The organism is Terrimonas rubra, assembly GCF_042686025.1.
Classification (GTDB): Bacteria; Bacteroidota; Bacteroidia; order Chitinophagales; family Chitinophagaceae; genus Terrimonas; species Terrimonas rubra.
In genome coordinates this window covers 604,044-628,874 of the sequence record NZ_JBHUOZ010000003.1, presented here as the reverse complement: position 1 = coordinate 628,874, position 24,831 = coordinate 604,044, and the positions used below count along the sequence as shown (strand labels likewise).

The following is a 24,831-nucleotide window of genomic DNA, read 5'->3' as shown; positions in this document are numbered from 1 at the left end:
TGATTCATAATTCATTTGCTGTGCCTGCTATGCAGAAGAATACCCAGCATCACGAGGCTGATACCAATTAATGCATAGATATCCGGTAAACCGGTTTTCAATAAGATCATTTCGGCAAATAAGGCAATCACTACTTCCACTGCCTGCGATGCCTCAACTGCAGCTAATTGTTTGGGATTATTTCTTACCCTGTCTGTAGCAGTAAAGAATAGTACCGTTGCAATAACCCCTGCAAATAAGGCCACAATGGAAGTTTGTATTACCTGCCCGGAGGAAGGCAGCCCCACCCGGCTAACACCTGCTATTGACAGGATGATCCAGAAAGGCAGGCTGGCCAGTGTCATGCCCAATGTACGCTGGTAAGCATTCAGGCTATTACCGGTAATGCGCATCATGGCCCTGTTGCCTAACGGATAGAAGAAGGCCGCCAGTATTACCGGTACAACACCTACAAACAATAAGTAGAGCGATACGTTTTGTGCCTGGCTGTATTGCATCAACACAATGCCGGCTAAAATAACAGTTGAGAATAACAGGGCATCTTTGGAGATCAATGTCTTCACCGACTGTGTCCTGTCTAGCAGGGGTGATACGAGCATGCCTGCAATAATGGTGATCTCAAATGTGCCCGCCACCAGCCAGGAAGGCCCATAGGCAGCGGCATAACACAGAAAAGAGTAGAATAAACCAAAGCCTACCGTACTCCACAAGAGCCATTTACCCCAATCTTTTTTCATTACCGCCAACAAGGGTACCAACTCTTTACGGGCAGCAACAATAATTAACAGGATAACCGCCATCCAGTAGTACCGGAATGCCGCCGACCATATCCAATGCCCGCCTTCTACCGTCACCAGCCGGTTTACCACAAAGGTGGACGCAAAGAAGAGGGAGGCAATTAACCCCAATACTAATGGTGAGAACTTAAACCGCTGCAACATAACCCGCTTTAAAATTGAAATGCAAAGCTAAAGGGTTATATGAAGCAGGTATATACCTTTTGTACCTTTTTGTGTACAAAGGTTACACTAATAGTTCACGGCATAATCTTTGGCAAAGGGTTTACCGGACCAGGCTTTTTGTTGTGTCCATTCCTCAGCAGGTGCTGTCCAGAAAGGGTCATTGGCCGGCAGTCCCAATGCTAAAAACACTGTGGACGTGATATACATACTGCCTGTATTGGAATAGGTATCCGCAATACCAAGCTGCTGATCACCCACCAGGCCTAAGGTGAGCCAGCCGTCTTTAGTAAAAGTTGACGGAATGAACATGTTTTTCATAACCGCCGTTAAAGCCGCCCTTACCTGCCCGTTGGTAAGTGAAGCGGGTAATTTATGCTCCAGTACCACTTTTACCAGGGGTTGAAAAGTAGCCATACGGTAAGTGGAGGAACGGCCCACCACGAGGTAGGTACCTTCCGGTGAAATATAACGCTCCAGGTAAGTGCTATAACGTTGCATACGTTTATAGGCCTGTTCATATTCTTCTTTGGTACGCCGGCCTTTTTCCACATTATGCTTTAATACATCGGTCATCATCGGGTGCATCACGTAAGCATTGTAATGATCAAAGCCAAAATTTGCTCCGTCCTTGTACCAGCCGTCGCCGGTGTACCAGCCTTTTAATTTATCAATGGCATCATCTATCCTGAACGCATCAAAGGGCTTATCCACTTTTAATAAAAACGTTTCTATCATGGCCGCAAATAATAGCCAGTTACTTTGGTTGGGCTTTAAGGCTCTTATTTTAGTGAACTCATCAATGATCCTTTGTCTGGTGGTAGCATCCAGGTCCTGCCATAAACTTTTGGGAGCATACAGTAATGCCTGGGCAATATAAGCGGCATCAACCAACGGTTGCCTGCTGGTGGGTGTACCCCAGTATAAATAATCAGGACTTGCAGGATCAACTGCATGCACCAGGCTTTGTTGCGCCTGTAAACGCAGGCGTTTGCGCACCTGTGATTCCCTGGAATCATCATCGGGTAATTCAAACCAGGGAGCCATGCCCGATATCAAACGTCCGAAAGCTTCCATATAAGCCACGTCCTTTGTTGATTTTTCATACCAGCCTTTACCTACTTCCACCGGCATATTCTTACGCAGTTCACCCCTGCTCATATTAGCCAGTACGGGTGTAGCTATTTTATCGAGCAACTCAACCCAGTACTCCCTGTCCGCTTTTTTCTTTTTAAAATCTGTATGTTCATTAGTTGCCACCGCATTTCCGGTAATGCCCAATAAACCCAATACCGATGATAGTTTTAAAAAATTTCTTCTTTGCATCATACACTGTTTAAAGCGGTTTAATAATTTACCGCATAATCTTTAGGAAAAGGTTTACCGGACCATGCTCTTTTCTGTGTCCATTCAGCGAACGGCGCCGACCAGAACTCATGAGATCCGGGTAGGCCCAATGCCAAAAACACCAGTGAAGTAACATACATGCTGCCTGTATTGGAATAGTAATCGGCCAGGTCCGATTGTTTATTGCCTATCAAACCCATCGTTAACCATCCCTGTTTAGTAAATGTATCAGACACAAACATCCTTTTCATTACTTTGGTAAGTGCACTACGTACCTGGGCAGGTGTAATTTCTTTAGGCAAAGCATTTTCCAGCGCCAATTTGGATAAGGGCTGGAATGCACCTACACGATAGGTAGAGGAACGTCCGAATACCGGGTAAGTGCCTTCAGGCGAGATATACCTTTCCTGGAAGGAAGCATAACGTTGCATACGTTTATAGGCAATATCATATTCCTCTTTTTTACGGCGGCCATGAGCCACATTTACCTTAAGCACATCCACCAGCATGGGATGTATCACAAACCCGTTATAGTTATCAAAATGAAACTTATCCCCATCACTGTACCAGCCATCGCCCACATACCATTTTGTAACCTGGTCAATAGCGGTATCAATTCTTTCTGCATCCGGTTCCTCGCCAATGCTCAGTAAGAAGCTTTCTATTATTGCCGCAAATAATAACCAGTTACTTTTAAAGGGTTTTATACGGCGTATGGTTTTAAACTCATGAATAAACTGTTGTTTCGTTTTTTCACTTAAGGGCTTCCACAATACTTCAGGAGCGTACAATAATCCCTGCGCTATATGCGCTGCATCTACCAGGGGCTGTGCCGTTTTACCTTCGCCCCAAAAAAGATAATCGGCGCTTTGCGGATCAACCGCATGTGCCAGGCTCTGTTGTGTTTGCAACAATAAACGCTGTCTTATTTTTCCTTCTGCATCATCCGTTTGCGGCAGCGCCAGGAAAGGAGCAATGCCCCCGATCAATCTTCCGAAAGCCTCCATATAGGCTACCTGCTTATTACGCCCATCCCAGGTAGCACTATATTCCACCACCATGTTTTTGCGTAATAAGCCCTGGCTCATATTACCCAGCAACGGCGAAGCTATTTTATCCAGCAGTTCTACCCAGTAATCCCGGTCACTTTTTTTCGCATTCCCGGCTTCCTGGTTAATAACTGTATTGCTTCCAAAAGTTTTAGTTAGTGGCGCTAAACCAGCCAGCGTAACCAGCGATGACCAGCGTAAAAAGTTTCTTCTTTCCATAATTCGTTTTTGTGCCAGCGTCAGTTAATTTTTACTTTAATTAACAACGGCAGCTTTTCTAATATTTTTCCCTTTACGGTTAGTAAGTCCGTCACCAAGATCATCTCTGGCCTGTTCCACAAACACCATAATTTGTTGCACCATTTCAGGATATAAATATTGTACATCCGTCGTTGTGCCGGGATCATGTGTAAGGTTATACAAAGCCATTGGCACAGGTTTTACCGGTGTAGGGCCCGGCCGGCCGTCTTTGCCTGGCGTTCCCTGCGAGTATGCCTGCGAATTGTGTGGCAGTACCAACTCCCAGTTTTTATATCTTACAAGTTTCAGGTTATTGGCATCGTAGTAAACATAAAGCACCTCCCGTGGCGATTGATCGGTTTTACCTGTTAAAACCGGTAAAAAATTAAGCCCGTCAATTTTTTCTTTGGGTAATGCGGCTCCTGTTGCCGCTGCAATGGTGGGCAGTATATCCATATTGGTTAACAGGGCGCTGTTAACAGAACCGGCAGCTACTGTGCCCGGCCAGCACACCAGCAAGGGTACTCTTGTACCGCCATCCCAGGCAGTGCCTTTTCCTTCACGCAAACCGCCTGATGAACCGGCATGGTTACCAAACGAAAGCCATGGGCCATTATCGCTGGTAACAATAATCAATGTTTTTTTTGCAATACCTGCATTATTAACAGCATCCAGCACCTGCCCTACCGACCAGTCAATTTCACTGATAACATCGCCAAAAACACCGGCGCCCGATTTGCCGGCAAAGGCCGGTGATGCAGCCAGCGGTACATGCGGCATAGGATGTGCCAGGTATAAAAAGAAAGGCCGTGATTTGTTGGTCTTAATATAGTTTACTGCTTTGGCCGTAAATGCACCTGTTAGTTTTGCCTGGTCATTTAAGGTGTTAATAGTGGCTACTTTTTTATCTCCGTCCAGTAGCGGTAAGGGCGGGTAGCGGTATAACCTGTTAGCCGTATCCGTAACCTGCGTCCCGTCATAGTCAACCGGCCACATATCATGTGAATAAGGAATGCCGTAAAACTGTTCAAAGCCATAATTCAGGGGCCAATAAGGCGCTTTGCTGCCTAAATGCCATTTGCCGAACATAGCAGTATTATAACCGGCATTTTTTAACATAGATGCAATAGTTGTTTCTTCAGGGTTTAACGCCTTAGGGCTCCAGGGCATTAAAGCGCCACCACTCATGCCAATGCGGTTAGGATAACAACCGGTTAATAATGCTGCACGTGACGGACTGCAAACAGCCTGCGCCGCATAGAAATGTGTAAACCGCATACCCTCTTTAGCCAGGCGGTTAAAATTAGGCGTAGCATAACCGGTGGCCCCATAAGGCTCCATATCACCATAACCCATATCATCCATATTAATGATAATAATGTTAGGCTTTGGGCGGTTATTACTTTTTTGAGCATGTGTATTATATACCGCCAATAATATGACCACCACAAACATTTGCTTAAAAAAACGGAACATAGTATAACTGTATTTAAAATGACCATCTCCGCCAGTGCGGTAGTGATCTTAATATATTTATTTTTCTTCCCTGCACTTATACCTGTAACTATTTTATCTCGTTATTTTCCCCCGGCCTAGCCCCTTAAGATCATCATACCATTCATTAAAACGGTTTATAAAAATTAATACCGGCGGCTTTGTATAAACCAAAGTTTTTTTGCAGCCTGTTTTTAAAATCTGTAAAATTTTTGTTTTCGCTCCAGGCTGTTTCGGCCAAAGCGGCTATCCTGGGGTAAAGCATATAATCTAACTGGTAATTGTTCGTCATGGTTTCTGTCCAGATATTAGCCTGTACACCCAGGATTTGTTTTTTGTTATTTTCTGTTATCCCGGCAATAAGCCCCACATTGTAGTCATATACATTTTGCAATGAGTTATACAGCTTATTCCATTTACGGCCTGCAGTATGGGTACTATCCTGCACAAAATCAAAATAAAAAGGTAGGCGCGGGCAGATTACTGTTGAATATCCTTTATTTAATGCGGTTAATAACTGCCCCGGTTTATCATGGCGCCACCAGTATACAATGGTTTTGTCGGTAGGAAAACTCATGTTTGCCACTTCGTCCCAGGCCAGCAGTTTTGCGTTCATGCTGTATAACGAATCGGCCATGCGTTGCATAAAATATTGTTCAACCTCAGTAACAGTTTTGAGTTGCTGTTTTTTCATTAGTTCCTGCACCTGTTTATCCGCCATCCATTTGTCATTGCCAAAGCTTACCTCGTCGCCGCCCAGGTGTATCATACCCGATGGAAATAATGCATTTACCTCCCGCAATATATTGGTGAGGTATTGGTAGGTTTCTTCCTTACCCGGGTGAAAGGTGAACTCCGGGTGTTGCGGGCTTCCGCCGCCACTATATTGCGGGTAGGCCCTGTTAGCTGCTGTGGCATGACCCGGCATATCAATTTCCGGGATAACGGTTATATTTCTTTCGGCTGCATAACTTATAACCTCGGTAATTTGTTGTTGCGTATAAAACTGTGCCGGCACATTAGGGCTGGTATAACTGCCTATACCGCCCACCAGCGACAGGTTAGGATAGTTTTTTATTTCAATACGCCAGGCCGGTTCATCTGTAAGATGCCAGTGAAAACGATTTAATTTATAAAAAGCCATCCAGTTAAGAATAGACTTGACTTTTTCCATGCCAAAGAAATGACGTGATTCGTCCAGCATCAGTCCCCGCCAGTTATATAAGGGTGCATCTTGAATATTCCAGCAGTTCAGCAATATATTATCGCCGGTTGATTTGCTTTGCGTAATGATTTGTAACAAGGATATAATACCGTTAAAAATTGCACTCCTGCTTTCGCCGGTAATAATAATGGCCTCTTTACTCATTTGAATATTGTATGCCTCTTCATTACCTTTTTTCTTTGCAATAACTAACTGAACAACCGTGGTGTTTTTTTTATTTTGAAGACTTACAGGAATTTTACTTTGTTCTAATAATTCTCTTTGAAAATACCTGGCAACCGGCAACAGTGCATCATCCAGAATATTGATCACCGTATTTTTATTTAATGTAAATACAGCCCCGGTTTCAACAGCTTTTGATGGCCGGGGAATTATCGGGCATTGCAACTGTGCTTTTACCTGTACCGGTAAAACCAATACAGTTATTGCCAGCAGAAAAATGTAAATCCGGGTACTCATGTTATTAAAAAATTATACTAAGATCAATTCAATTACCGGTATGGCAGTTATTGGTTTTTGTGCAGGCAACTGTAACAATGTCCAAGCATTGTTTATGCATTAGTGGCATACATCAATAAAGTAGCCATTGTTATAATAGCTACTTTTCTGACATACCATATCCCTATGGCTGATATTTTTTGTTTTATTAAAATCAGGTTTTAGCTTTTTGTTCATTGCCTGTTCCTGTTGCTTTTTGGGTCTCCAGTTCAATTACAAAAGGCTTACCCGTACTGAACCCTTTTGGCAAATGTATAAATGAGCCGCCATAGTCAATTTTTTCCAGCGAGATATTTTTGGTAGCATCGCCCAGCAATGTGGCTTTTGTAACCGTCCAGTTACGTGGGGGTTGTACTTTCAGGCTACCTGAAACGGGTACATTGAATACGATCATGTAATATTTATTTTCGCCTGTTCTTTTAGTGTAATAACCCCAATCCTGTTTTTCCCAGCCAGCATATTCGCAATTATAAATCGCATTACTATTTATTTTCATCCATGCGCCAATATCTTTGGCCGCGGTCATTTCTTCAGGCCGGAAACTGCCATCACCTTTTGGCCCGAAATTGACAACCAGGTTTCCTCCCAGCGAAACACATTGGGCCAGCATTTCAATTAGTTCGTTAGAGGTTTTCCAATGCCCCAGCCATTTTTCCTGGTAACCCCACCCGTTTTCGGGTATGGTCATTACACAATCCCAATCGTTACCATGAACATCGGCATAGGTTTTAGGAATTTTTCTTTCCCAACCCTGTTCGTAATCGCCCATCAGCAGACCATTGGCATCGTTGTGCCTGTTACCGAGATCATCGGCCCGCAGGCGGCTACCGATGATCAGTCCGGGCCTCAATGCTTTTAAATATTGTTCCAATGAATCTGTAAAAGCGCCACTTTTTTTCCAGCTGTTATCCCAGGTGCCATCAAACCAAAGTCCTTTTGTTTCGGGATATAACGTAAGCAGTTCTGTAAGCTGGTCTTTGGTAAATTTTTTAAAGCGGTCAAATGCAATAGTATCTTCCCTGGTTTTCAAATCATACCGCCAATCGGGATGGCTCCAGTCCATTACGGAGAAATACAGGTACACATCAATGCCTGCTTTTGTGTAAGCCTCTACCAATGGCTTAATAATATCCTTTTTATAAGGTGTGCCGGCAATAGTGTACGAGGTGGTTTTGCTGGGCCATAAACAAAAACCATCATGGTGCTTGGTGGTAAACGTAAGGTATTTTACCCCCATTTGTTTAGCCATGGCAGCCCATTGTGTGGGATTGTATTGTTGCGGGTTAAATTGTTTATACAGGTTATCATATACCGCATTGGGTACTTTATTCCAAACCCTGATCCATTCGGCTGCGCCATTGTAATACTCACCATTATATTTGCCTCCTAAAAGGGAGTACGCACCCCAGTGAATGAACTGGCCCAGGCCATAGGTACGCCAGGTTTGCATATCAGCATCGGTACGCTTGCCTGTACGATGGGCGCCATGCTGTAATTCAATTTTTTCTTTAGGCTTTTGCTGTGCAAACGATGGGGTTACCGTAGCCACCATGAAGATGATAGTGCTGACAACAAGACCGCTGAATTTTTTAATCATTTTTTTGAAGTAAGTTTTTTACCGTTAAGGTTAATTTTTACAAATACCAGTCCTTATACCTTTTTAACGCTTCTAAAAAATAATAATCGGCATAGATCAGGGGCACATCAATTTCCGAGTTCAACGGATAAGCACCTGTACTGTGTTTCAGAATAAAACCACCATTTTCACCTGCTTTGGCCCTGTATTTATCACCGGCCAGGGAAACGATCATTTCTTCGGCATTTGTGATATACCTGTTTTTTTCTTTTGCTGCAGTAGTGTATTGTCCCAGTTCCAGTAAAGCAGATGCAATCAGGGCTGCAGCCGAAGCATCTCTTTTTGCCAGGGGCATTAATGGCGCTTCAAAATCCCAGTAAGGCACTTTATCAGCCGGCAGGTTAGGATGACTCAGGATGAAGTTAGCAATGCCCTGAGCCTGCTTTAAGTAAGTTTTATTTTTGGTAAACCTGTACATCATGGTGTAGCCATACAAAGCCCAGCCCTGCCCCCTGGCCCATGGAGAGTTATTGGCAGCCCCCTGCCAGGTAGCTTTACGTAATACTTTACCGGTTTCGAGGTTATAGTCCACAACATGGTAGGAACTATAGTCTTTCATGAACTGGTTTTTCTGTGTTGTATTGGCATGTTCAATAGCGATGTTCTTGTATTTTGCTTCACCACCGTTATCGCTTACCCAGTTCAGCATTTCCAGGTTCATCATATTATCTATAATAACCGGGCAGTTAAAATAGTCGTTTTTGTTCCAGGATTGAATGGATTTGATAGCAGGCCGGTAACGGGTGGCCAGTGATTGGGCAGAACGGAAGATCACCTGTTTGTATTTTTCTTCTTTTGTTAACCTATAGGCATTGCCGAAGCTGCAATACATCATAAACCCAAGGTCATGGTTGCCGGTATAGGTCTGGTTAGGCTCAATCACCGCCAGCGATCTTTCGGCCTCCTGTTTTATAACCGGGTTACCGGTTTGTTCATAAATATACCATAGGGTGCCGGGATAGAAGCCTGTACACCACCATTTGATATCCCTTACATCGATTTTTTTTGTTTTTTCATTATAGGATTGCGGCATTTTATCTGCCGGGATCTGGCCCATCATATACCGGTACTGGGTATCCGCAAACTGGAAGTTTTGCCGGATAATGTTTTCCATCTGCTTTTTTTTATCCTGTCCGGTTTGTGCAAAAAGATTGTTTGCCAGCAAGATAAAACTGAAATATAAAAGAATACCTGTAGCTTGTTTGAAATAAAGTTGTCGGTTGTTTACGGATTGCGTCATCATCGATTAAATATTGTTTGAAAATTTTACCTGGTTAAAAATACTACTTAATAACCCGGATTTTGTATAAACTGTGGCTGTCGCCCTATTTCAGCCTGTGGTATAGGAAAGTAATAATAGCCCGGATGTTGGAACACCCTTGTTTCGGCAATAATATCTTCCCTTGTATAGGTATTGGGGGCCGTTTGTGTCCAGCGAATACCGCGCAGGCTCTGGATATCGCTGTTATGCGCAATTTTCCAACGCCTGGTATCAAAATACCGGTGATTCTCAAATGCCAGCTCTACCCTTCTCTCATTCCTGATATATTCCCGCATCTGGTCTTTGTTTAAACCGGCAGGTAATTCATAGGGCACCAGGCCTGCACGTTTTCTTATTTTGGCAATGGCATCATATACTTCTGCTGTAGGACCGCTTGCCTCATTTACTGCTTCGGCCAGGCTCAGTAAAATTTCAGCATACCTGATCTCCATAATACACCTGTCGGTATTACCGGTAGATTCGTTGTTTAACATTTTACGGTTATAATAGCCTGTCCGGGTACTGATACCCATACCATCGGTTGGCGCTGACTGGTAGGTGTACACCGGCCCGGGGGTTACGGTTGTACGCTGGCGGAACATGGCGCCATTGTAGATGATGGAATTATAAAACCTCGGATCGCGGTTTTCGTAAGGCTTTGCCGGGTTGTATGATGCGGACTGTGCAATAGGCACGCCGTCCTTCATGGGGAAGGCATCTACAATATTCTGGCTGGGCCAGCTACCGCTGGAACCACCCCGTGAAGGTGGCATTAAAATACTTTCCAGCATATTGTTGGGGCCCTGCATTAACTGGAAGATGGCTTCCGTATTCACCCGCAGGTGGAATACTTTATAAAAACCATAACCAAGTGCCGTGGTATTATCTTCATATAAACTGTACTGGTTTAAAGCGATCACATCACGGTAGGCCTGGGCAGCAATATTCCAACGGTTAGCATCGGCTTCAGGATATGACACCAGTTCTTTTTGCTGTGCCGAACTTGTATTAAAACCATCTGCACCGGTATAGCCCCCGTTTTGTAAAGGACTGGCAGCATATAACAGTACCCTTGCTTTCAATGCCAGCGCTGCGCCTTTTGTGGCACGGCCATAATTCGCTGTTTCATGTGTCAAGGGTAATAAGTTAGCCGCTTCATTTAATTCCGCTATTACATAATCTGTGCTTTGCGCATAAGTGCTTCTTGGTTTGTTGATGATCATATCCGGTGTAAGTATGGTATCGCCAATGAGAGGAACACCACCAAAGAAACGTATCAGCTGGTGATAGTAAAAAGCACGCAGGAATTTAACTTCACCTGTTGTACGGCTTTTTACACCCGCCGATAAAGGAGAGATGTTTACATTTTTTAAATAGATATTAGCGTTCCTGATCATACTGAACCAATTCCGCCAGATCTCCCCTACCCAGGTATAGGTAGGTGTTAACACCCCGTTATTATGGGCTACCGGGTAGTTGCTGGTACCACTCCAGGTTAATTCCGATTCATCAGTACAGTCGGACATACTGCCATAATTGGTCAGGTCCGTTTGTATCCAGCGTGGCCGTATACCCACGTAAATACCATTCAGGAATTCCATTGTCCTGATACTGTCAGAGAAAGTAACGCCTTCGTTGATACGGCCGGTATCTGTGGGATCCAGGAAGTCTTTCCCGTCTTTGGAACAGGAGATAATGATGATGGATGTTATAATGAAAGCGGTTATCCAGCCAAGTGTTGATCTCATAATTACTTTTTTTAGAATGAAAGGGCAATAGAAGCGTTATATAACTTTTGTTGCGGGTAGGTCTCTAATGCCGATGTTCCATTAGATGTATTTTCAGGATCTATATTATAAATTTTAAGTTTAAACCAGGTAAATAAGTTAGCGCCGCTTGCTGCGATACGAATATTGTTCATCCCTAATTTTTTAGAGAATCCCGACGGTAATGAATAACCCAGTTCCAGGTTTTTCAGGCGTAAATAATCAGCAGAACGTAAGTGATAGGTAGAAAGCGCAGAGCTTAAGCCTGTACCCTCACCCAGCCTGTAAAAATTAGCCTCACCGGCATTGGCAGGCGTCCATCTTTCCAGGTGAACACCCATTGATTTTACGTTTAAGCCCAGCGAGAACATATCGGTATAAAAGCTGCTGCCAAATGTTCCCTGGAACACCACCGATAAGGTAAAGTTTTTATAACCGGCACCAAAGCTGAAACCATAGTAGGTATTGGGGCGGTTAGGGTTACCAATGGCTATCCTGTCCGCATCGTTAATAATGCCGTCTTTATTCTGGTCAACAAATTTTAAAGCACCGGGTAATATTAACTGGCCCGGAATTTTTACACTTGTTTCAATGTCCTGCAGATCTTTATAAAAAGTGCCGGTCCACTCATAACCAAAAAACTGGCCAATGGGCCTGCCGGTAGTGGCAACAGCCGGGTATAAAGGCGCTACTTCATCGCTGAACAGTATTTTGTTTTTAGCATAAGAGTAGTTACCTCTTACGAAGTATGATAGTTTGCCGATATTATCTCTCCAGGCCAATTCCATTTCAAAACCTTTGTTGCTTACCTGGCCCAGGTTAACGGCGGGCAGGTTGCTGCCCAGGCCTGCAAAGTCGGGTGTACTTTTTGGCCTGTCCAGGATATCGTAGCGATACCGGTCAAACAGTTCAAAAGTAGTTTCCAAACGTTTTTTCAGCACGGTCATTTCAATGCGCAGGTTTTTTTGTTCTTCCACTTCCCAGCGCACATCATCATTTTTTAAACTACCGGGGCGTATAAAAGGCATGGTGGTATGGGTTTCGCCAAAGGAGTAGTTATTACCCGCATTACCCCAGCCGGTGTTGGCATTATTTGTCCTGTTATACACTTCTTCATACAGGTACTGGAAGCTGGATGAAATAACATCGCTACCCGTTTTTCCCCATGAAGCCGACACTTTCAGGTTATCGATGAAAGTGATGTATTTTTTAAACAGGTTTTCTTCACTGATATTCCAACCCGCTGATACCGCCGGGAAGAAACCATATTTGTTTTTTGCCTTGAACCTGTCCGTACCATTATACCCTGCTACAAATTCAACCATGTATTTTTCCTGGTAGTTATAACTTAAACGACCGGTATAACCCTGGAAGTTCTCGGGTATATAAGCAGGGCTGTTACCACCGGAAATATAAGTTGTCTGGTTATAGAGGGCCAGGAAGTCAACCGCATGATCGCCAAATTTCCTGTTATAGGTTAAGGAGGTTTGCAGGTTCACCCTTTTGGTAGCCGAAGGCTGGGTACCACCTACCGTAGCATTTACCGCGGTCATGGTTGGCACACGGTATAAGTCCTTATTGGCATTGTATAAAGTATAGGCATTGGTTACACTGTTATAGTCATAAGCCGGAAAATCGCTGCGGTATAAGGAACGGTAATCAATGGCCGAAGTAATATAGGCCGCTGTACCATTGAGGCTTAGTCCTTTGGTAATAAAATCTAATTTTTGCTTACCGGTAACATTAATATTGAAGATGTTAGTGTAGTTACGCTGGTAGCCCATATACCGTAATAACCCAACCGGGTTAATGGCTTTGGAAGGGAGGGTTGATGCGCCATAGGAACCATCGGGATTGGTTACAGGGTAGCCCCAGGCTGGCAGTACACCTGACATCAGCTGACGCCATAATCCCCAGGCTCCGCCGATCATGGTAGCATCCGTTACATAGGGCGCATTTTGTTCGCCGAAGTTACCCGACATATCAAATTGAAAAGTAGTTGACCTGGTGGCTTTGATATCGAGGTTGGAACGGAAGTTATATCTTTTAAAGTAGTAGTTACTGTTATAGCCTTCATCCTTGCTAAAGTCTTTCATTACCCCATCCTGGAATAAGTAACCACCCGATATAAAGTATTTCAGAAAATCGGTACCACCCCTGATATCAATATTTGCCCTGTGCTGCGAAGAGTAAGGCTTAGACACTTCTTTGATCCAGTTCACATCGGGGTTGTCATAAGGGTTCGTATGATTTTTATAGTTGGCAATGGCCTGGTCGCTGTATAGTTCCGGGTTTAAACCGATTGGGTCTCTCCTGTTACCAATTTCCTGCTCTCTTAATAAGGATAGATCCTGGTAAGCGGGTAAAAAATCAAAATAGATAGTGGGTGTCTGCACACCGGTGCCCAATGTAACATTTACCTGTGCTTTACCTGCTTGTCCTCTTTTAGTCCTTACCAGCACCACACCATTCGCACCTTTTACACCATATATAGCCGTTGTGGAAGCATCTTTTAAGATAGACAGGCTTTCAATTTCGTTAGGGTCCACACTGGCCAGCTGACCATAAGTAGCTTCAATATCATCAATGATGATCAGCGGCCTGGCACTGGAGTTGTAAGAGCTGATACCACGTATATGTATATCCGCCGCATCATTACCCGGCTGCCCGGAACGCTGCTGACCAAATAAACCAGGCAAGCGGCCTACCAGGGCATTTTGCAAACTGGCCGTAGGACTTTCCCTTATTTCTGCCCCGGTAATAGAACTTACCGAGCCGGTATTGGTAATTTTTTTCTTTTGCCCATACCCTATCACCACCACATCGTCCAGTTGTTTATCATCCGTAATTAATTTAACCGTTATATCGGTTAAGCCGGAGATATTGATGGTTTGTGTTTGATAACCGATATTGGAGACCGTTAACTCATTGCTATCAACCTCTTTTACCAGGATGACAAAGTTCCCGTTCTCATCGGTGGTTACTGTATTGGCCGGGCGTTTCTTTTCCTGTACCGTAGCCCCCGGTATTGGTTTGTTGGCATCATCACTAACGGTGCCCCTGATTGTTTTGCCCTGTCCAAAGCCGGAGAGGGAAACAAAGAGTGCGATAAGTAATAAAGCAGTTAATCTATACATAGCTTTGGTATTAATCGTGTATGATATTTTTTCAAGTTGTTTTTATTAATATTCAATCATCACAGTGCTCTTTGCCGAGCAGCGAACCAAACGTACAAGTGTGCGACGCAATTGGGCCTGATAGCATTACTAAAGCCGGGTTCACAAACACATTTTTCACCCTTGTACTGTTTTACTTATTCCCAGCCCGGGTTTTGTGCCAGGTTCTTGTTTTTTTCGATCTCCGCTATTGGTATGGGGTACCGGTTCATTTTTTCGGTATACACCATATTCAGTACCGTTACATCATAGAAGTAACTGAAAGAGTTGTCGGCATTTTTTACAATCCTGATGCCTTTAAGCGGTTGACCGTTTAAGGCCGTACCAATATTCCACCTCCTGATATCCCAGATTCGGTGACCTTCAAAAGCCAGCTCTATCCTTCTTTCATTCTGTACCAGTTTTTTAAAAGCAGCATAACCCAATGAGCGATCTACCTGGTAGGGTACTAATCCCGCTCTTTGTCTTATCAGGTCCACGGCATTAAAAGCTTCGGCAGTAGGGCCATTATTCACTTCATTTAAAGCTTCGGCATAGTTCAGCAAAATTTCGGCGTACCTGAAAATGATGGGGCTATGATGTTGTGCCGCATAGGTAGTGCCTGTACTGAATTTGCCTAAGAATTTTTTAAGGTAGTAACCGGTTCTTGAACCATCTTTACCCAGGTCAACACCGCCTTCATAAATAGCAGCGGGGCGGCCTAACCATGCCGTGTTATTCCTGAACACGGTAGCATCTAAACGTGGGTCGCGGTTGTTATACGGGTTTTGCGCATCGTAACCGGAGCCGGCTTCTGTAATGGCTTTCCCGTTTTTCATAGGAAATGCATCCACCAGGTTTTGACTGGGATTAATGATGCCACGGTTCACCACATTGGCCGGGGAATAACCAATGGGACTGTAGTTGTTTTCCATGGTAATGCTGGTAGCCGTTTGAAAAGAGAAAATGGTTTCCGTGGTACGCCTGGTAATGAACAGGCCCGTAAAATCGGTAAGCAGGGTATGATAGTTAATATCAATAATATCTTTTGCGGCCGTAGCAGCAGCGCGCCATTTATTAATATCGTTAGCAGGATTGTTTAATGGACTGGCTGCATATAATAAGGTGCGTGATTTTAGAGCCATTACTGCGGTGCGGGAAACACGGCCCCATTCGCCATCGGGCATTCCGCCGGGCAAAGGCTCACCGGTTACCGGTGTTTTTTCCAGGAAGACCATATTTTTAATGGCATCGCATTCGGATACAATATAGTTTACACAGTCTTCATAACTGTTCCTGGAAAGTTTCAGGTCTTCGTTCATCTCCAGTACCCTGTCGCCGATCAAGGGTACACCACCCCATCTTTTCACCAGTTCAAAATAGAACATCGCACGCAGGAACCTTGCTTCACCTTTCATGCGGCTGATGAGTCCTTTTTCCTTGATAGGAACAATATCAATTTTATTTAAAAAGAGGTTTACTTTCCGTATGCCGGCATAGTTGGCATTCCATACGTTATCGGGTAAGTTCCAGGCACTCCATCGCCCGTTGATCATATTCTCCGGCGCACTGTTTAAAAAACGGTAGGCCGCATCATCGGTACCTATTTCGGAAAGAATAGTGGAGTTATTTACCCCTGCATAATGATTGGGCAGGCCCGAATAGATATTTGCCAGGAATGCCCTTGCATTGATACCTGCACTATCCGTTGGATCAAAAACCACTTCCTCATCCCAGCGCTCGAGGGGATATTTTTCACTTGTTTTTACACAACCGGTAAAAACAATGATCAAAAGAAGAATGAAATATGTTGCTTTATTTTTTATCATTTTATGGTTGTTTGCAGTTAATTGTATTGCCTACACATTTATAGTTTTATCCTTAACCCGAAATTGGTCACCTTCATATTCGGGTAGCTGGAGATATAAGGATTTTCGGGATCTAGGTTTTTTAGCTTGGTGAACGTTACCAGGTTGTAACCATTTACAAAGAAGGTAGCGGAAGAAAGTCCTATTTTCCTGATGAGGGTATTAGGCAGGCTATATGCCAGTTCAATATTTTTCAACCGCAGGTAATTACCGGAACGTAACCAGTAAGAGGAGTTGCTTATTTTGTTGTTGATATTAGGGCCTACTGATAAACGGGGGTAAGATGCAGTAGCAGCCGTTTGCGGTGTCCACCTGTCCAAGTGCATTTGCTGGGCCTGGCTATAAGCGCCTTCTGTGCTTAATTCAATAAACTCCCAGCCGTCATTACCGGTGATCAACACATCACGATTTTGTGCGCCCTGCAGTAAAAAGCTGAATGCAATACCTTTCCATTCAATACCTGCCTGCAGTCCGCCATATATCAAAGGCTTTTGTGTGCCGATGGCCACTTCATCAAAACGGTTGATGATGCCATCGCCATTCATATCCTGGTATTTGATATCGCCTTCCCTGGCTATATATCCTTCCACGGTAGCTACATTATCAGCAATATCTTTCGCTGTCATTAAACCCAGTGCTTTATACCCAAACCGCTGACCAACAGGTAAGCCGGTACGTTCCATCCAGGCATATTTCCTGTTCACTTCGTCCATCTCCAGTACCTTGGAATCGCGGGTACCCATTTTTATACCGGCATAATAACTCAGCTTACCGATTTTGTTTTGGTATTGCAGACCAAGATCAATACCCTGGTAGCGGTTTTTACCAATATTTTCCAACGGATAGGTATTACCGATCAAACCAATAGAGATACCACGGGTTTGTAATATATCAAAGTAGGTATCATTAAAATACTCTACGGATAGATTCATTTTGTTACCGAATAAGGCCGACTCAATTCCTATATTGAATTTGCTGGCTTTTTCCCAGGTAATATTGGGATTGGCCAATGCCAGTTGGGTAACACCGCCTGCAGCGGTATAGGAAGTACCAAAGCCATAACCGGTAGCGCTTCCATAAAACTGGTCGTACACAAAGTAGCCGGCAGTATTTAACCCGGTTTGACCAAAGGATGATTTAATCCGGAGCTGATCCAGGAAGCTCAGCTGCGGGAACCAGGATTCGTTAGAGATATTCCAGCCCAGGCCTATTGCCGGGAACAGACCGGTACGTTTGGAAGTAGGAAAACGGTTCACCGTACTGGCGGTAGCCGATGCCTCTACAGTATATTTATTATTGTAGGTATAGTTGGCCGTAAGTGAGTAGTTGATATAACGCAGCGGCAACAATTCATCAATACTGTAGGCATGATTGTTCACGCTTAGTTTTGCCTGTACACGGTGTATTTTGTTTAACAGTTTAGCATATCCTGCCGCCACTTCCCAATAAGCGATCCTGCTTTGATAAGGAACAGCGCCGGAATTGCTTTGTACACCGTTGTTACCAAACTGGCGGTAAGTAGTATCGTTTGCCGGGCTAACCAGCATCTGGTAAGTAGCATAGGTTTTTGAACGGTTGATGGTTTCCGTTAAATCGGTATTTAAGGAAGCATTGGCCGAAACATATAATCCATCCAGTAACTTGTTCAGTTGTTTTACCAGGCCTACATCGGCATATAAGTTCCTGTTATAAATTTTTCGGTAACCGGAGCCAACGGTTGCAGCCATAATATTATCGCCATATTTTTCCACGCTGGCATAACTGCCATTCGGGTTTTTTATGGGATAGGTATTATTGGGTGCATTGGTGATCATGCTGAAAAGCGAAGAGGCTGTTACACCCGGCTCCAGGCCATCTCTTACCAGGGCAAATACATTTAAATAGGCCCTGAACGATTCAGACAGGTTCATCTCCACATTGGAGCGCACACTGAATTGTTTGTAATCGTTGGTGGTATTATAAGACAGGTTTTTATCGCGGGTAAAAATGCCGCTTTGGTTCACATTGTCCAATCCCAGGTAGTACCTCGTAGTTTTATTACCGCCCGAAACATCTACATTATACCGGGTAAAGCGGGAACTGTTATTTAGTACCGTATTGATCCAGTCAACATTCGGATGCGTAAAGGGCGAGCTGCCTGTTTTATATTTTTGCAGGTCATCTGCCGTATACAAAGGGGCCAGTCCGTCGTTCTGCAAAGCCTCATTAAATAAGGTGGCATAGTTAAACGCATCTAAGAACTTAGGTAATTCAGTTGGCTTTTGTATACCATATTGCGCCGATGCGGAAATGGTCCTTTGCCCCGGAACACCTTTTTTAGTAGTAATAAGCAGTACACCATTGGAGGACCGCATACCATAAGTGTTAGCAGCCAGCGCGTCTTTCAACAGGGTTACACTTTCAATTTCATTGGGATTGATAACGGTATAGTCCCTCGGCACACCGTCAATCACCACCAACGGACCTGCAATGCCCCTGGAGTACATGGTAGCTTTGTCAGCACCGGGAACAGATCCTATTTGTAAAGTATATAAGCCCGCAAGCCTGCCCGATAAGGCATTGGTAATATCTACCACCGGCGATTTTACCAGTTCGTTATTATAGATGATATCATAAGAGCCGGTGATCCTGTTCCGGTTAATGGCGCCCACCGGCATGGCAATCTCTTCTTTATCAACGATCAGCTTCGGAGTTAATACAATGTTGAATGCAGCTGTTGTGTTATTGAAAATGGCGGCCTGGTAAATGAAATAATTCTCAGCTGTTATTTCAATATTATCACCGGCATTGCCTGCAATGGCAAAGTCACCATCATCGCCGGTTAATACCGTTAGACCACTGTTTTTATTGCGTACTGTAGCCCCGGCAATAGCTTTTCCCAGTTCATTTTTCACCACCCCTCTTATGGTATCCGCATAATTGTTGATGAGATGATGGTTGTAACCAGGATTGTCTTTGTTTAAAAAGCCCGGGTTGGCCCTACCGGCAATAGTAAAGGAACAGGCTATCACCAGGCAGGCTAATAAATAAATATGATAACGTTCTCTAAGCATATAACAATTGTTATTTTCAGTTAAGTGGTTGGTTTATCTTAAGTTTCCGCCAATAATACCGTTGGGGTAAGTGGTGGAATGTACCACCGCACTGGAGGGGCGTTGTTTAATGGTTGTGAGTATAAGGTCAGACAGGTTGGCTACGCTTACAGCCTTGTTAAAGCCATCAGCTGCCGTAACCAATGGCAATGTTTCCGCCGACCCGCTGCCAATGATGCCTCCGTAAATGGAAGCTTTTGTCAGCGCATCTCCTCCCAGGGCATTGGCAATTTTTACCTGGTAGTGTAATACGTTATTGGCTGTTTGCCTTAATACAAGTGTGCCGGTAGTAGTGGTAGAAACGGCCGGGATCATTTGGCTGCCGGTCAGTTTTACATCATGGGCCCAGGTTACCGGGCTATCCATTTGCAAACGAACCAGTCCTTGGGGCGCATTTTTGGAAATGATATTGAAAAACACAGGGCTGCCTTCCAGCAATTCTTTTGCCTGGTCTTCGGTTAACAGTATATCGCCTTTTACATGGCGGTCTTTTATCTGGGGTTTTAAATCCACCAGTAATTCGCCGTCCGAAGCAGCATTACCTTTATATAAGGCAGCGCCGGTAATTTCGTCGCCGCTGAATTTGGGCTCTACCAATACATCATAAAAAAAACGCCTGTCGGTCATCAGGTTAATAAAACTGGAGGCCGTCAGAGTATCGGTAGCCGTCCTGGGCACCACTGCATTACTACTGAAAGTTTCCCTCCAGTATTTACGTACAAATGTTGGTTCAGTTTCGTTCTTGTCTTTATCGCAGGCGGCAAGGCAAAGAATAGAGAACAATACAATTATTGTCTGAAGTCGTTTCATCACAGCAGGTTGTTTTTTAGTATGAATGCGCGGGTTAAAATCAGCCCCCCTATCGTTATAAACCGGTTAAATGGTGTATAAAGATTTGAGAAAAGCTCCGCTATGGTTTTTTTAAACTGTCGCTGTGTTAAATTTCTATTAAGGAGGGCGCAGGCAGGGGGGAATTTCTATTCTGATAAGGGGGAAAATCCTTTTCAATATTTGTTTCGAAAATTCAAGCTGTAAATCAATCGTTTATAAAGCTTACCTTTTTACAATAAACTGGTATTTCCTACTATTAAAAACTCCATTCATCCGTTTTTGAATGAAATAAAACTAATTTGCTATCTAATTATGAGGAAATTGTCAACTTTATCCAGGGCCGGCTTTTTTACAAAATGGCTGGTGCCTGTTTTTATAATAACCGGTTTAAGCCAGGCTCATTTTTTAGCAGCCCAGGATTATTCCTTTGACCATTATAAGGTAGAGGACGGTCTTTCGCAATATTCTGTTTTAACCATCGGGCAGGACCAAAAAGGGTTTATGTGGTTTGGTACCAGGTATGGCCTGAACCGTTTCGATGGCAGGAATTTTATTACCTATACCAATAAACCAACCGACAGCAGTTCCATCAGTGATAATTATATTTATGAAATATTAAAAGACAGCAGGCAAAAACTCTGGATAGCTACCGAAAACGGGCTTAATTTATATGTACCGGAATCCAATGCTTTTAAACGTTACCTCTATTTTGGCAGCGAGGTCAGTAAAAAGAATATCATCTATTCCCTTTCAGAAGATACCCAGGGACGCATTTGGGTAGCTTGTACAAAAGGACTGTATATATATAATACCGGGAAAGATGTTTTTGACCCCATCAGTACCCTGGGCCTCGATATAGAAGAAAGACTGGGACGTATTCCCGCCAGGGTGTATTGTGCGAGGAACGGCGATATCTGGCTGGGAGGGGCCATTGGCCTGTTTTTAATACAGCAATATAATGGCCGTTATAACCTGACCTCCTTCCCGGATAACCCGGCTGCGCCCAACAGCCTGAGCAATAAGTTTGTAAAGTATATAAAAGAAGACCCGGCCGGGAACCTGTGGATAGGTACATTGGATGGATTGAACAGATACGAACGCAAAACGGGCAGTTTTATTAAGTATTATAATAACCCGGCCAATGCAAATTCGCTTGTCAATAATAATATCCGTTGTTTTCTCTGGGATGGAAATGGCAATATGTGGATCGGCACCCAGGAAGGATTGAGCTGTTTTAATGCAGATAAGGATACCTGGAAATCTTACCGGAATAAGACCGGCGACCCCAAAAGCCTGAGCCAGAACTCCGTTCACTCCCTTTTCCTGGATAAAAATAATTCCATCTGGATCGGTACTTTCTTCGCCGGTATTAATGTTACACATAAACAACTAACTGAGTTTAAGTACTGGCAAAATAACCAGTCGGCCAACAGCCTGAGCAATAATACGGTAAGCGGCATAGTTACCGATAAGCAAAATAATATCTGGATCACAACGGAAGGCGGTGGCCTTAATTTTTATGACAGGGCCAGGGACCAGTTCACCATTTTTAAGAACAACCCGGCCGACCTGCATAGCATCGGTTCCAACCTGTTAAAAACCCTTTATATTGACAGTAAGGATAATTTATGGATCGGCACCCATGGTCGTGGACTGAATTTATATAATCCGGCCAGTCGCTCTTTTTCCTATTACCTGTTCAGCGATTCCATTGTAAAAAACAGGCAGGATGAGATTGCCGCTATTATGGAGGACACCGAAGGCTTGTTATGGATAGCCAAACACCCGGGGGTAGATGTATTGCAGAAACAAGGCAATATTTTATCCAAAAGCAGGTATAGCCAGGTTTTCGACAGCCTTTCCACCAAATTATTTACCAGCTTACTGGAAGATGCCAACCGGAATGTGTGGATAGGTAGCTTTTACGGGCTTTATTTTTTTGAACGCAAATCAGGAACGCTCAGCAAACTAACCATTGTTGACGGCCCGAAAACGGAAAATATTAATTGTTTAAAAGAGGACAGCAAGGGCAATATATGGATTGGTTTGTATTACGGCGGCCTGGCCTGCTTTGAAAAGAATACGCAAAAGTTTACAATTTATAAACTGAAGGACGGGTTACCCAATGATAATATATTGAGTATACAGGAGGACCGGTCTGGTATGCTTTGGATCAGTACGGGTAATGGCTTATGTAAGTTTGATAAAACAACAGGCAGTTTTTTTACCTATACTACCAGCGACGGTTTACCGGGCAACGAGTTTAACTATAATGCCAGTTATCAAAGTCCGCAGGGCGAATTGTTTTTTGGCAATATGAACGGGCTGGTGAGTTTTTTCCCGGAAAGGATCATGAAGAACAGCGCTTCTTCACCCCTTGTTTTTACCGGGCTAAAATTGTTTAATTCAACCGTAGAAATAAACGACGAATCAGGCATATTAAAAAACGAGATCAGTTTTCTGAACAGGCTAAGCTTTTCCCATAACCAGAACTCCTTTACTTTCCAGTTCGCCTTATTGAATTATATAAAATCGGATAAGAATAAGTATGCTTATAAGTTAAAAGGTATTAATGACGAATGGATAGAGACCAGGGACCCCAGTGCCACGTTTACCAATTTAGCTACAGGTAGTTACACCCTGCTGGTAAAAGGAGCAAATAGTGATGGTGTATGGAGCGAACCCATTGAAATGCAGTTTGTCATTAGGCCGCCCTTCTGGAAAACCTGGTGGGCTTATGCTATTTATATCATTGCTGTTGCTTCTATCACATTTTTAATACTGCGCTTCTTTTTCCTGCGGGCCATATTAAAAAAGGAGAATGAACTACACCAGGTTAAATTAAATTTCTTTACCAATATCTCGCATGAGATAAGAACCCATTTAAGCCTGATACTGGCCCCTATTGATACCATTGAACGGGAGAATAAAGATAATTTTTTATTACAACAGCGTTTGAACAGTGTAAAGAACAATGCCAATAGTTTACTGAACCTGGTAACGGAGCTGATGGATTTCAGGAAGGCCGAAACCGGCAATTTAAAACTGCATTTTACTTCGAACGATTTTATACAATTTATTAATACCATCTACGCATCCTTTGAAGAGCTGGCTGAAAGCAAGCATATTCACCTTTCCATTGTACATGAACCCAAGGAGTTGTTTATTCATTTTGACAAGGACCAGCTGGAAAAAGTATTTTATAATTTACTTATTAATGCCTTTAAGTTTACGCCGGACAATGGCCGCATTGCTATTTATATAAAAACGGACAAGACAACAGTAACCACCCAGGTAAAGGATAATGGTAAAGGCATTGCACCGGAATACTTAGACACCATTTTTAATAATTATTTCCAGATAGACGATTTTCATACGCAGAATAAAGGTTATGGTATTGGTCTTGCCCTGACAAAGAAGATCGTGGAATTACACCAGGGTAATATGTATGTGAACAGTACCAAGGCCAAAGACACAGGAGAACAGGAAACCTGTTTTGAAGTAGTACTGCCACTTAAACCGGATCAGAAGATAGCCAACAGTACCACCCAACAATTTCCTGAGCCGGAGGATAACGATGGCAGAACAAACGGTACTGCCGAACGAGACAGTTATATTAACAAACCGGCAGATAATACCTATACGGTTCTTTTAGCCGAAGATAATATTGAACTGAACGGGTATATTACCGATATATTAAAAGCTGAGTATAAGGTGATCAGTTGTATTACCGGAACAGAAGCCTGGAATAAAGCCATAGAGCAGATCCCTGATATTATTATCAGTGATATTATGATGCCGGATATGGACGGACTGACCCTGTGCAACCAGTTAAAACAGGACACAAGGACCAACCATATCCCGGTTATACTGCTAACCGCAAAAAGCACACAGACCGACCAGATATCCGGGCTTACACAGGGTGCCGACCTTTACCTGACTAAACCATTCAGCTCGCAGGTGTTGGAGTTGAGTATCCGTAATATTATCAGTTCCAGGGAAACATTCCGGAAGAAGTATGCGCTGCAGTTACAGCAATACCAGTTTCAAAATCCCGGTAATAATATAGAGGTTGAGTTTATTGAAAAGCTGATACAGATCATTGACGAGAATATGGACAACCCGGAATTTGGCGTGGAGATGCTGGCCACCAAATCGGCCATGAGTCAATCGGTATTGTATAAAAAAGTAAAGGCCTTAACGGACATGTCGGTAAATGAATTCACCAAATCCATTAAACTAAAGAAAGCCGCCGTATTACTGAAAGAACATAAGTACTCCGTAAACGAAGTAAGTTATATGGTAGGCTTTAACGACAGGAAGTATTTTAGCAAGGAGTTTAAAAAACAGTTTGGGAAAAACCCCAGTGAGTTCTGGGAAGAAGAAAATACATAAGTAACATACGCTTAC

13 protein-coding genes are annotated in these 24,831 nt (G+C 43.5%); 1 reads left to right on the top strand and 12 read right to left on the bottom strand.

Going from position 1 to position 24,831, the window contains the following annotated elements:
- Positions 1-11: 11 nt before the first annotated feature.
- From ACFS6H_RS12070 to ACFS6H_RS12015, 12 genes are all read right to left on the bottom strand, one after another.
- Positions 12-941 (bottom strand): DMT family transporter, encoded by a 930-nt coding sequence (locus ACFS6H_RS12070; RefSeq protein WP_386098829.1) that lies wholly within the window; start codon positions 939-941, stop codon positions 12-14.
- An 87-nt stretch (positions 942-1,028) separates the two neighbouring features.
- Entirely contained in the window at positions 1,029-2,288 is a 1,260-nt protein-coding gene (locus ACFS6H_RS12065; protein ID WP_386098826.1) for a DUF2264 domain-containing protein, read from the bottom strand.
- A gap of 17 nt (positions 2,289-2,305) precedes the next feature.
- On the bottom strand, positions 2,306-3,574 hold the full coding sequence (locus ACFS6H_RS12060) for a DUF2264 domain-containing protein (protein ID WP_386098823.1): 1,269 nt from the start codon (positions 3,572-3,574) through the stop codon (positions 2,306-2,308).
- A gap of 36 nt (positions 3,575-3,610) precedes the next feature.
- Positions 3,611-5,071, bottom strand: a complete 1,461-nt coding sequence (locus tag ACFS6H_RS12055; protein WP_386098820.1) for a sulfatase family protein — start codon at positions 5,069-5,071, stop codon at positions 3,611-3,613.
- Between the two features lie 145 nt (positions 5,072-5,216).
- Entirely contained in the window at positions 5,217-6,773 is a 1,557-nt protein-coding gene (locus ACFS6H_RS12050) for a beta-N-acetylhexosaminidase (RefSeq protein WP_386098817.1), read from the bottom strand.
- 193 nt (positions 6,774-6,966) lie between these two features.
- A complete protein-coding gene (locus ACFS6H_RS12045) occupies positions 6,967-8,409 on the bottom strand; it encodes an alpha-L-fucosidase (RefSeq protein ID WP_386098814.1) in 1,443 nt (480 codons plus the stop codon).
- Between the two features lie 37 nt (positions 8,410-8,446).
- Complete coding sequence (locus ACFS6H_RS12040; protein WP_386098811.1) at positions 8,447-9,562, bottom strand: glycoside hydrolase family 88 protein; 1,116 nt, start codon at positions 9,560-9,562, stop codon at positions 8,447-8,449.
- 173 nt (positions 9,563-9,735) lie between these two features.
- Complete coding sequence (locus ACFS6H_RS12035; RefSeq protein ID WP_386098808.1) at positions 9,736-11,457, bottom strand: RagB/SusD family nutrient uptake outer membrane protein; 1,722 nt, start codon at positions 11,455-11,457, stop codon at positions 9,736-9,738.
- An 11-nt stretch (positions 11,458-11,468) separates the two neighbouring features.
- Positions 11,469-14,612 carry a SusC/RagA family TonB-linked outer membrane protein gene (locus tag ACFS6H_RS12030; RefSeq protein WP_386098805.1) on the bottom strand — a complete coding sequence of 1,048 codons (3,144 nt, stop codon included), beginning with the start codon at positions 14,610-14,612 and terminating at the stop codon, positions 11,469-11,471.
- A gap of 176 nt (positions 14,613-14,788) precedes the next feature.
- Positions 14,789-16,459: a RagB/SusD family nutrient uptake outer membrane protein gene (locus ACFS6H_RS12025; protein WP_386098802.1), complete on the bottom strand. Its 1,671-nt coding sequence runs from the start codon at positions 16,457-16,459 to the stop codon at positions 14,789-14,791.
- Positions 16,460-16,497: 38 nt separating this feature from the next.
- On the bottom strand, positions 16,498-19,551 hold the full coding sequence (locus ACFS6H_RS12020) for a SusC/RagA family TonB-linked outer membrane protein (RefSeq protein ID WP_386098799.1): 3,054 nt from the start codon (positions 19,549-19,551) through the stop codon (positions 16,498-16,500).
- A 33-nt stretch (positions 19,552-19,584) separates the two neighbouring features.
- Positions 19,585-20,400, bottom strand: coding sequence for a CHRD domain-containing protein (locus ACFS6H_RS12015; protein ID WP_386103573.1), 816 nt, complete (start codon positions 20,398-20,400; stop codon positions 19,585-19,587).
- Positions 20,401-20,733: 333 nt separating this feature from the next.
- Here ACFS6H_RS12015 and ACFS6H_RS12010 point away from each other — a divergent pair, with 333 nt between their 5' ends.
- Positions 20,734-24,816, top strand: coding sequence for a hybrid sensor histidine kinase/response regulator transcription factor (locus ACFS6H_RS12010; protein ID WP_386098796.1), 4,083 nt, complete (start codon positions 20,734-20,736; stop codon positions 24,814-24,816).
- Positions 24,817-24,831 lie beyond the last annotated feature (15 nt).

Bases quoted from the DNA above. Each gene is read 5' to 3' on its own strand.
- ACFS6H_RS12015 (WP_386103573.1), bottom strand. From the start codon at position 20,400: ATGAAACGACTTCAGACAATAATTGTATTGTTCTCTATTCTTTGCCTT.
- ACFS6H_RS12025 (WP_386098802.1), bottom strand. From the start codon at position 16,459: ATGATAAAAAATAAAGCAACATATTTCATTCTTCTTTTGATCATTGTT.
- ACFS6H_RS12010 (WP_386098796.1), top strand. From the start codon at position 20,734: ATGAGGAAATTGTCAACTTTATCCAGGGCCGGCTTTTTTACAAAATGG.
- ACFS6H_RS12040 (WP_386098811.1), bottom strand. From the start codon at position 9,562: ATGGAAAACATTATCCGGCAAAACTTCCAGTTTGCGGATACCCAGTAC.
- ACFS6H_RS12050 (WP_386098817.1), bottom strand. From the start codon at position 6,773: ATGAGTACCCGGATTTACATTTTTCTGCTGGCAATAACTGTATTGGTT.
- ACFS6H_RS12055 (WP_386098820.1), bottom strand. From the start codon at position 5,071: ATGTTCCGTTTTTTTAAGCAAATGTTTGTGGTGGTCATATTATTGGCG.
- ACFS6H_RS12030 (WP_386098805.1), bottom strand. From the start codon at position 14,612: ATGTATAGATTAACTGCTTTATTACTTATCGCACTCTTTGTTTCCCTC.
- ACFS6H_RS12065 (WP_386098826.1), bottom strand. From the start codon at position 2,288: ATGATGCAAAGAAGAAATTTTTTAAAACTATCATCGGTATTGGGTTTA.
- ACFS6H_RS12020 (WP_386098799.1), bottom strand. From the start codon at position 19,551: ATGCTTAGAGAACGTTATCATATTTATTTATTAGCCTGCCTGGTGATA.
- ACFS6H_RS12035 (WP_386098808.1), bottom strand. From the start codon at position 11,457: ATGAGATCAACACTTGGCTGGATAACCGCTTTCATTATAACATCCATC.
- ACFS6H_RS12045 (WP_386098814.1), bottom strand. From the start codon at position 8,409: ATGATTAAAAAATTCAGCGGTCTTGTTGTCAGCACTATCATCTTCATG.
- ACFS6H_RS12070 (WP_386098829.1), bottom strand. From the start codon at position 941: ATGTTGCAGCGGTTTAAGTTCTCACCATTAGTATTGGGGTTAATTGCC.
- ACFS6H_RS12060 (WP_386098823.1), bottom strand. From the start codon at position 3,574: ATGGAAAGAAGAAACTTTTTACGCTGGTCATCGCTGGTTACGCTGGCT.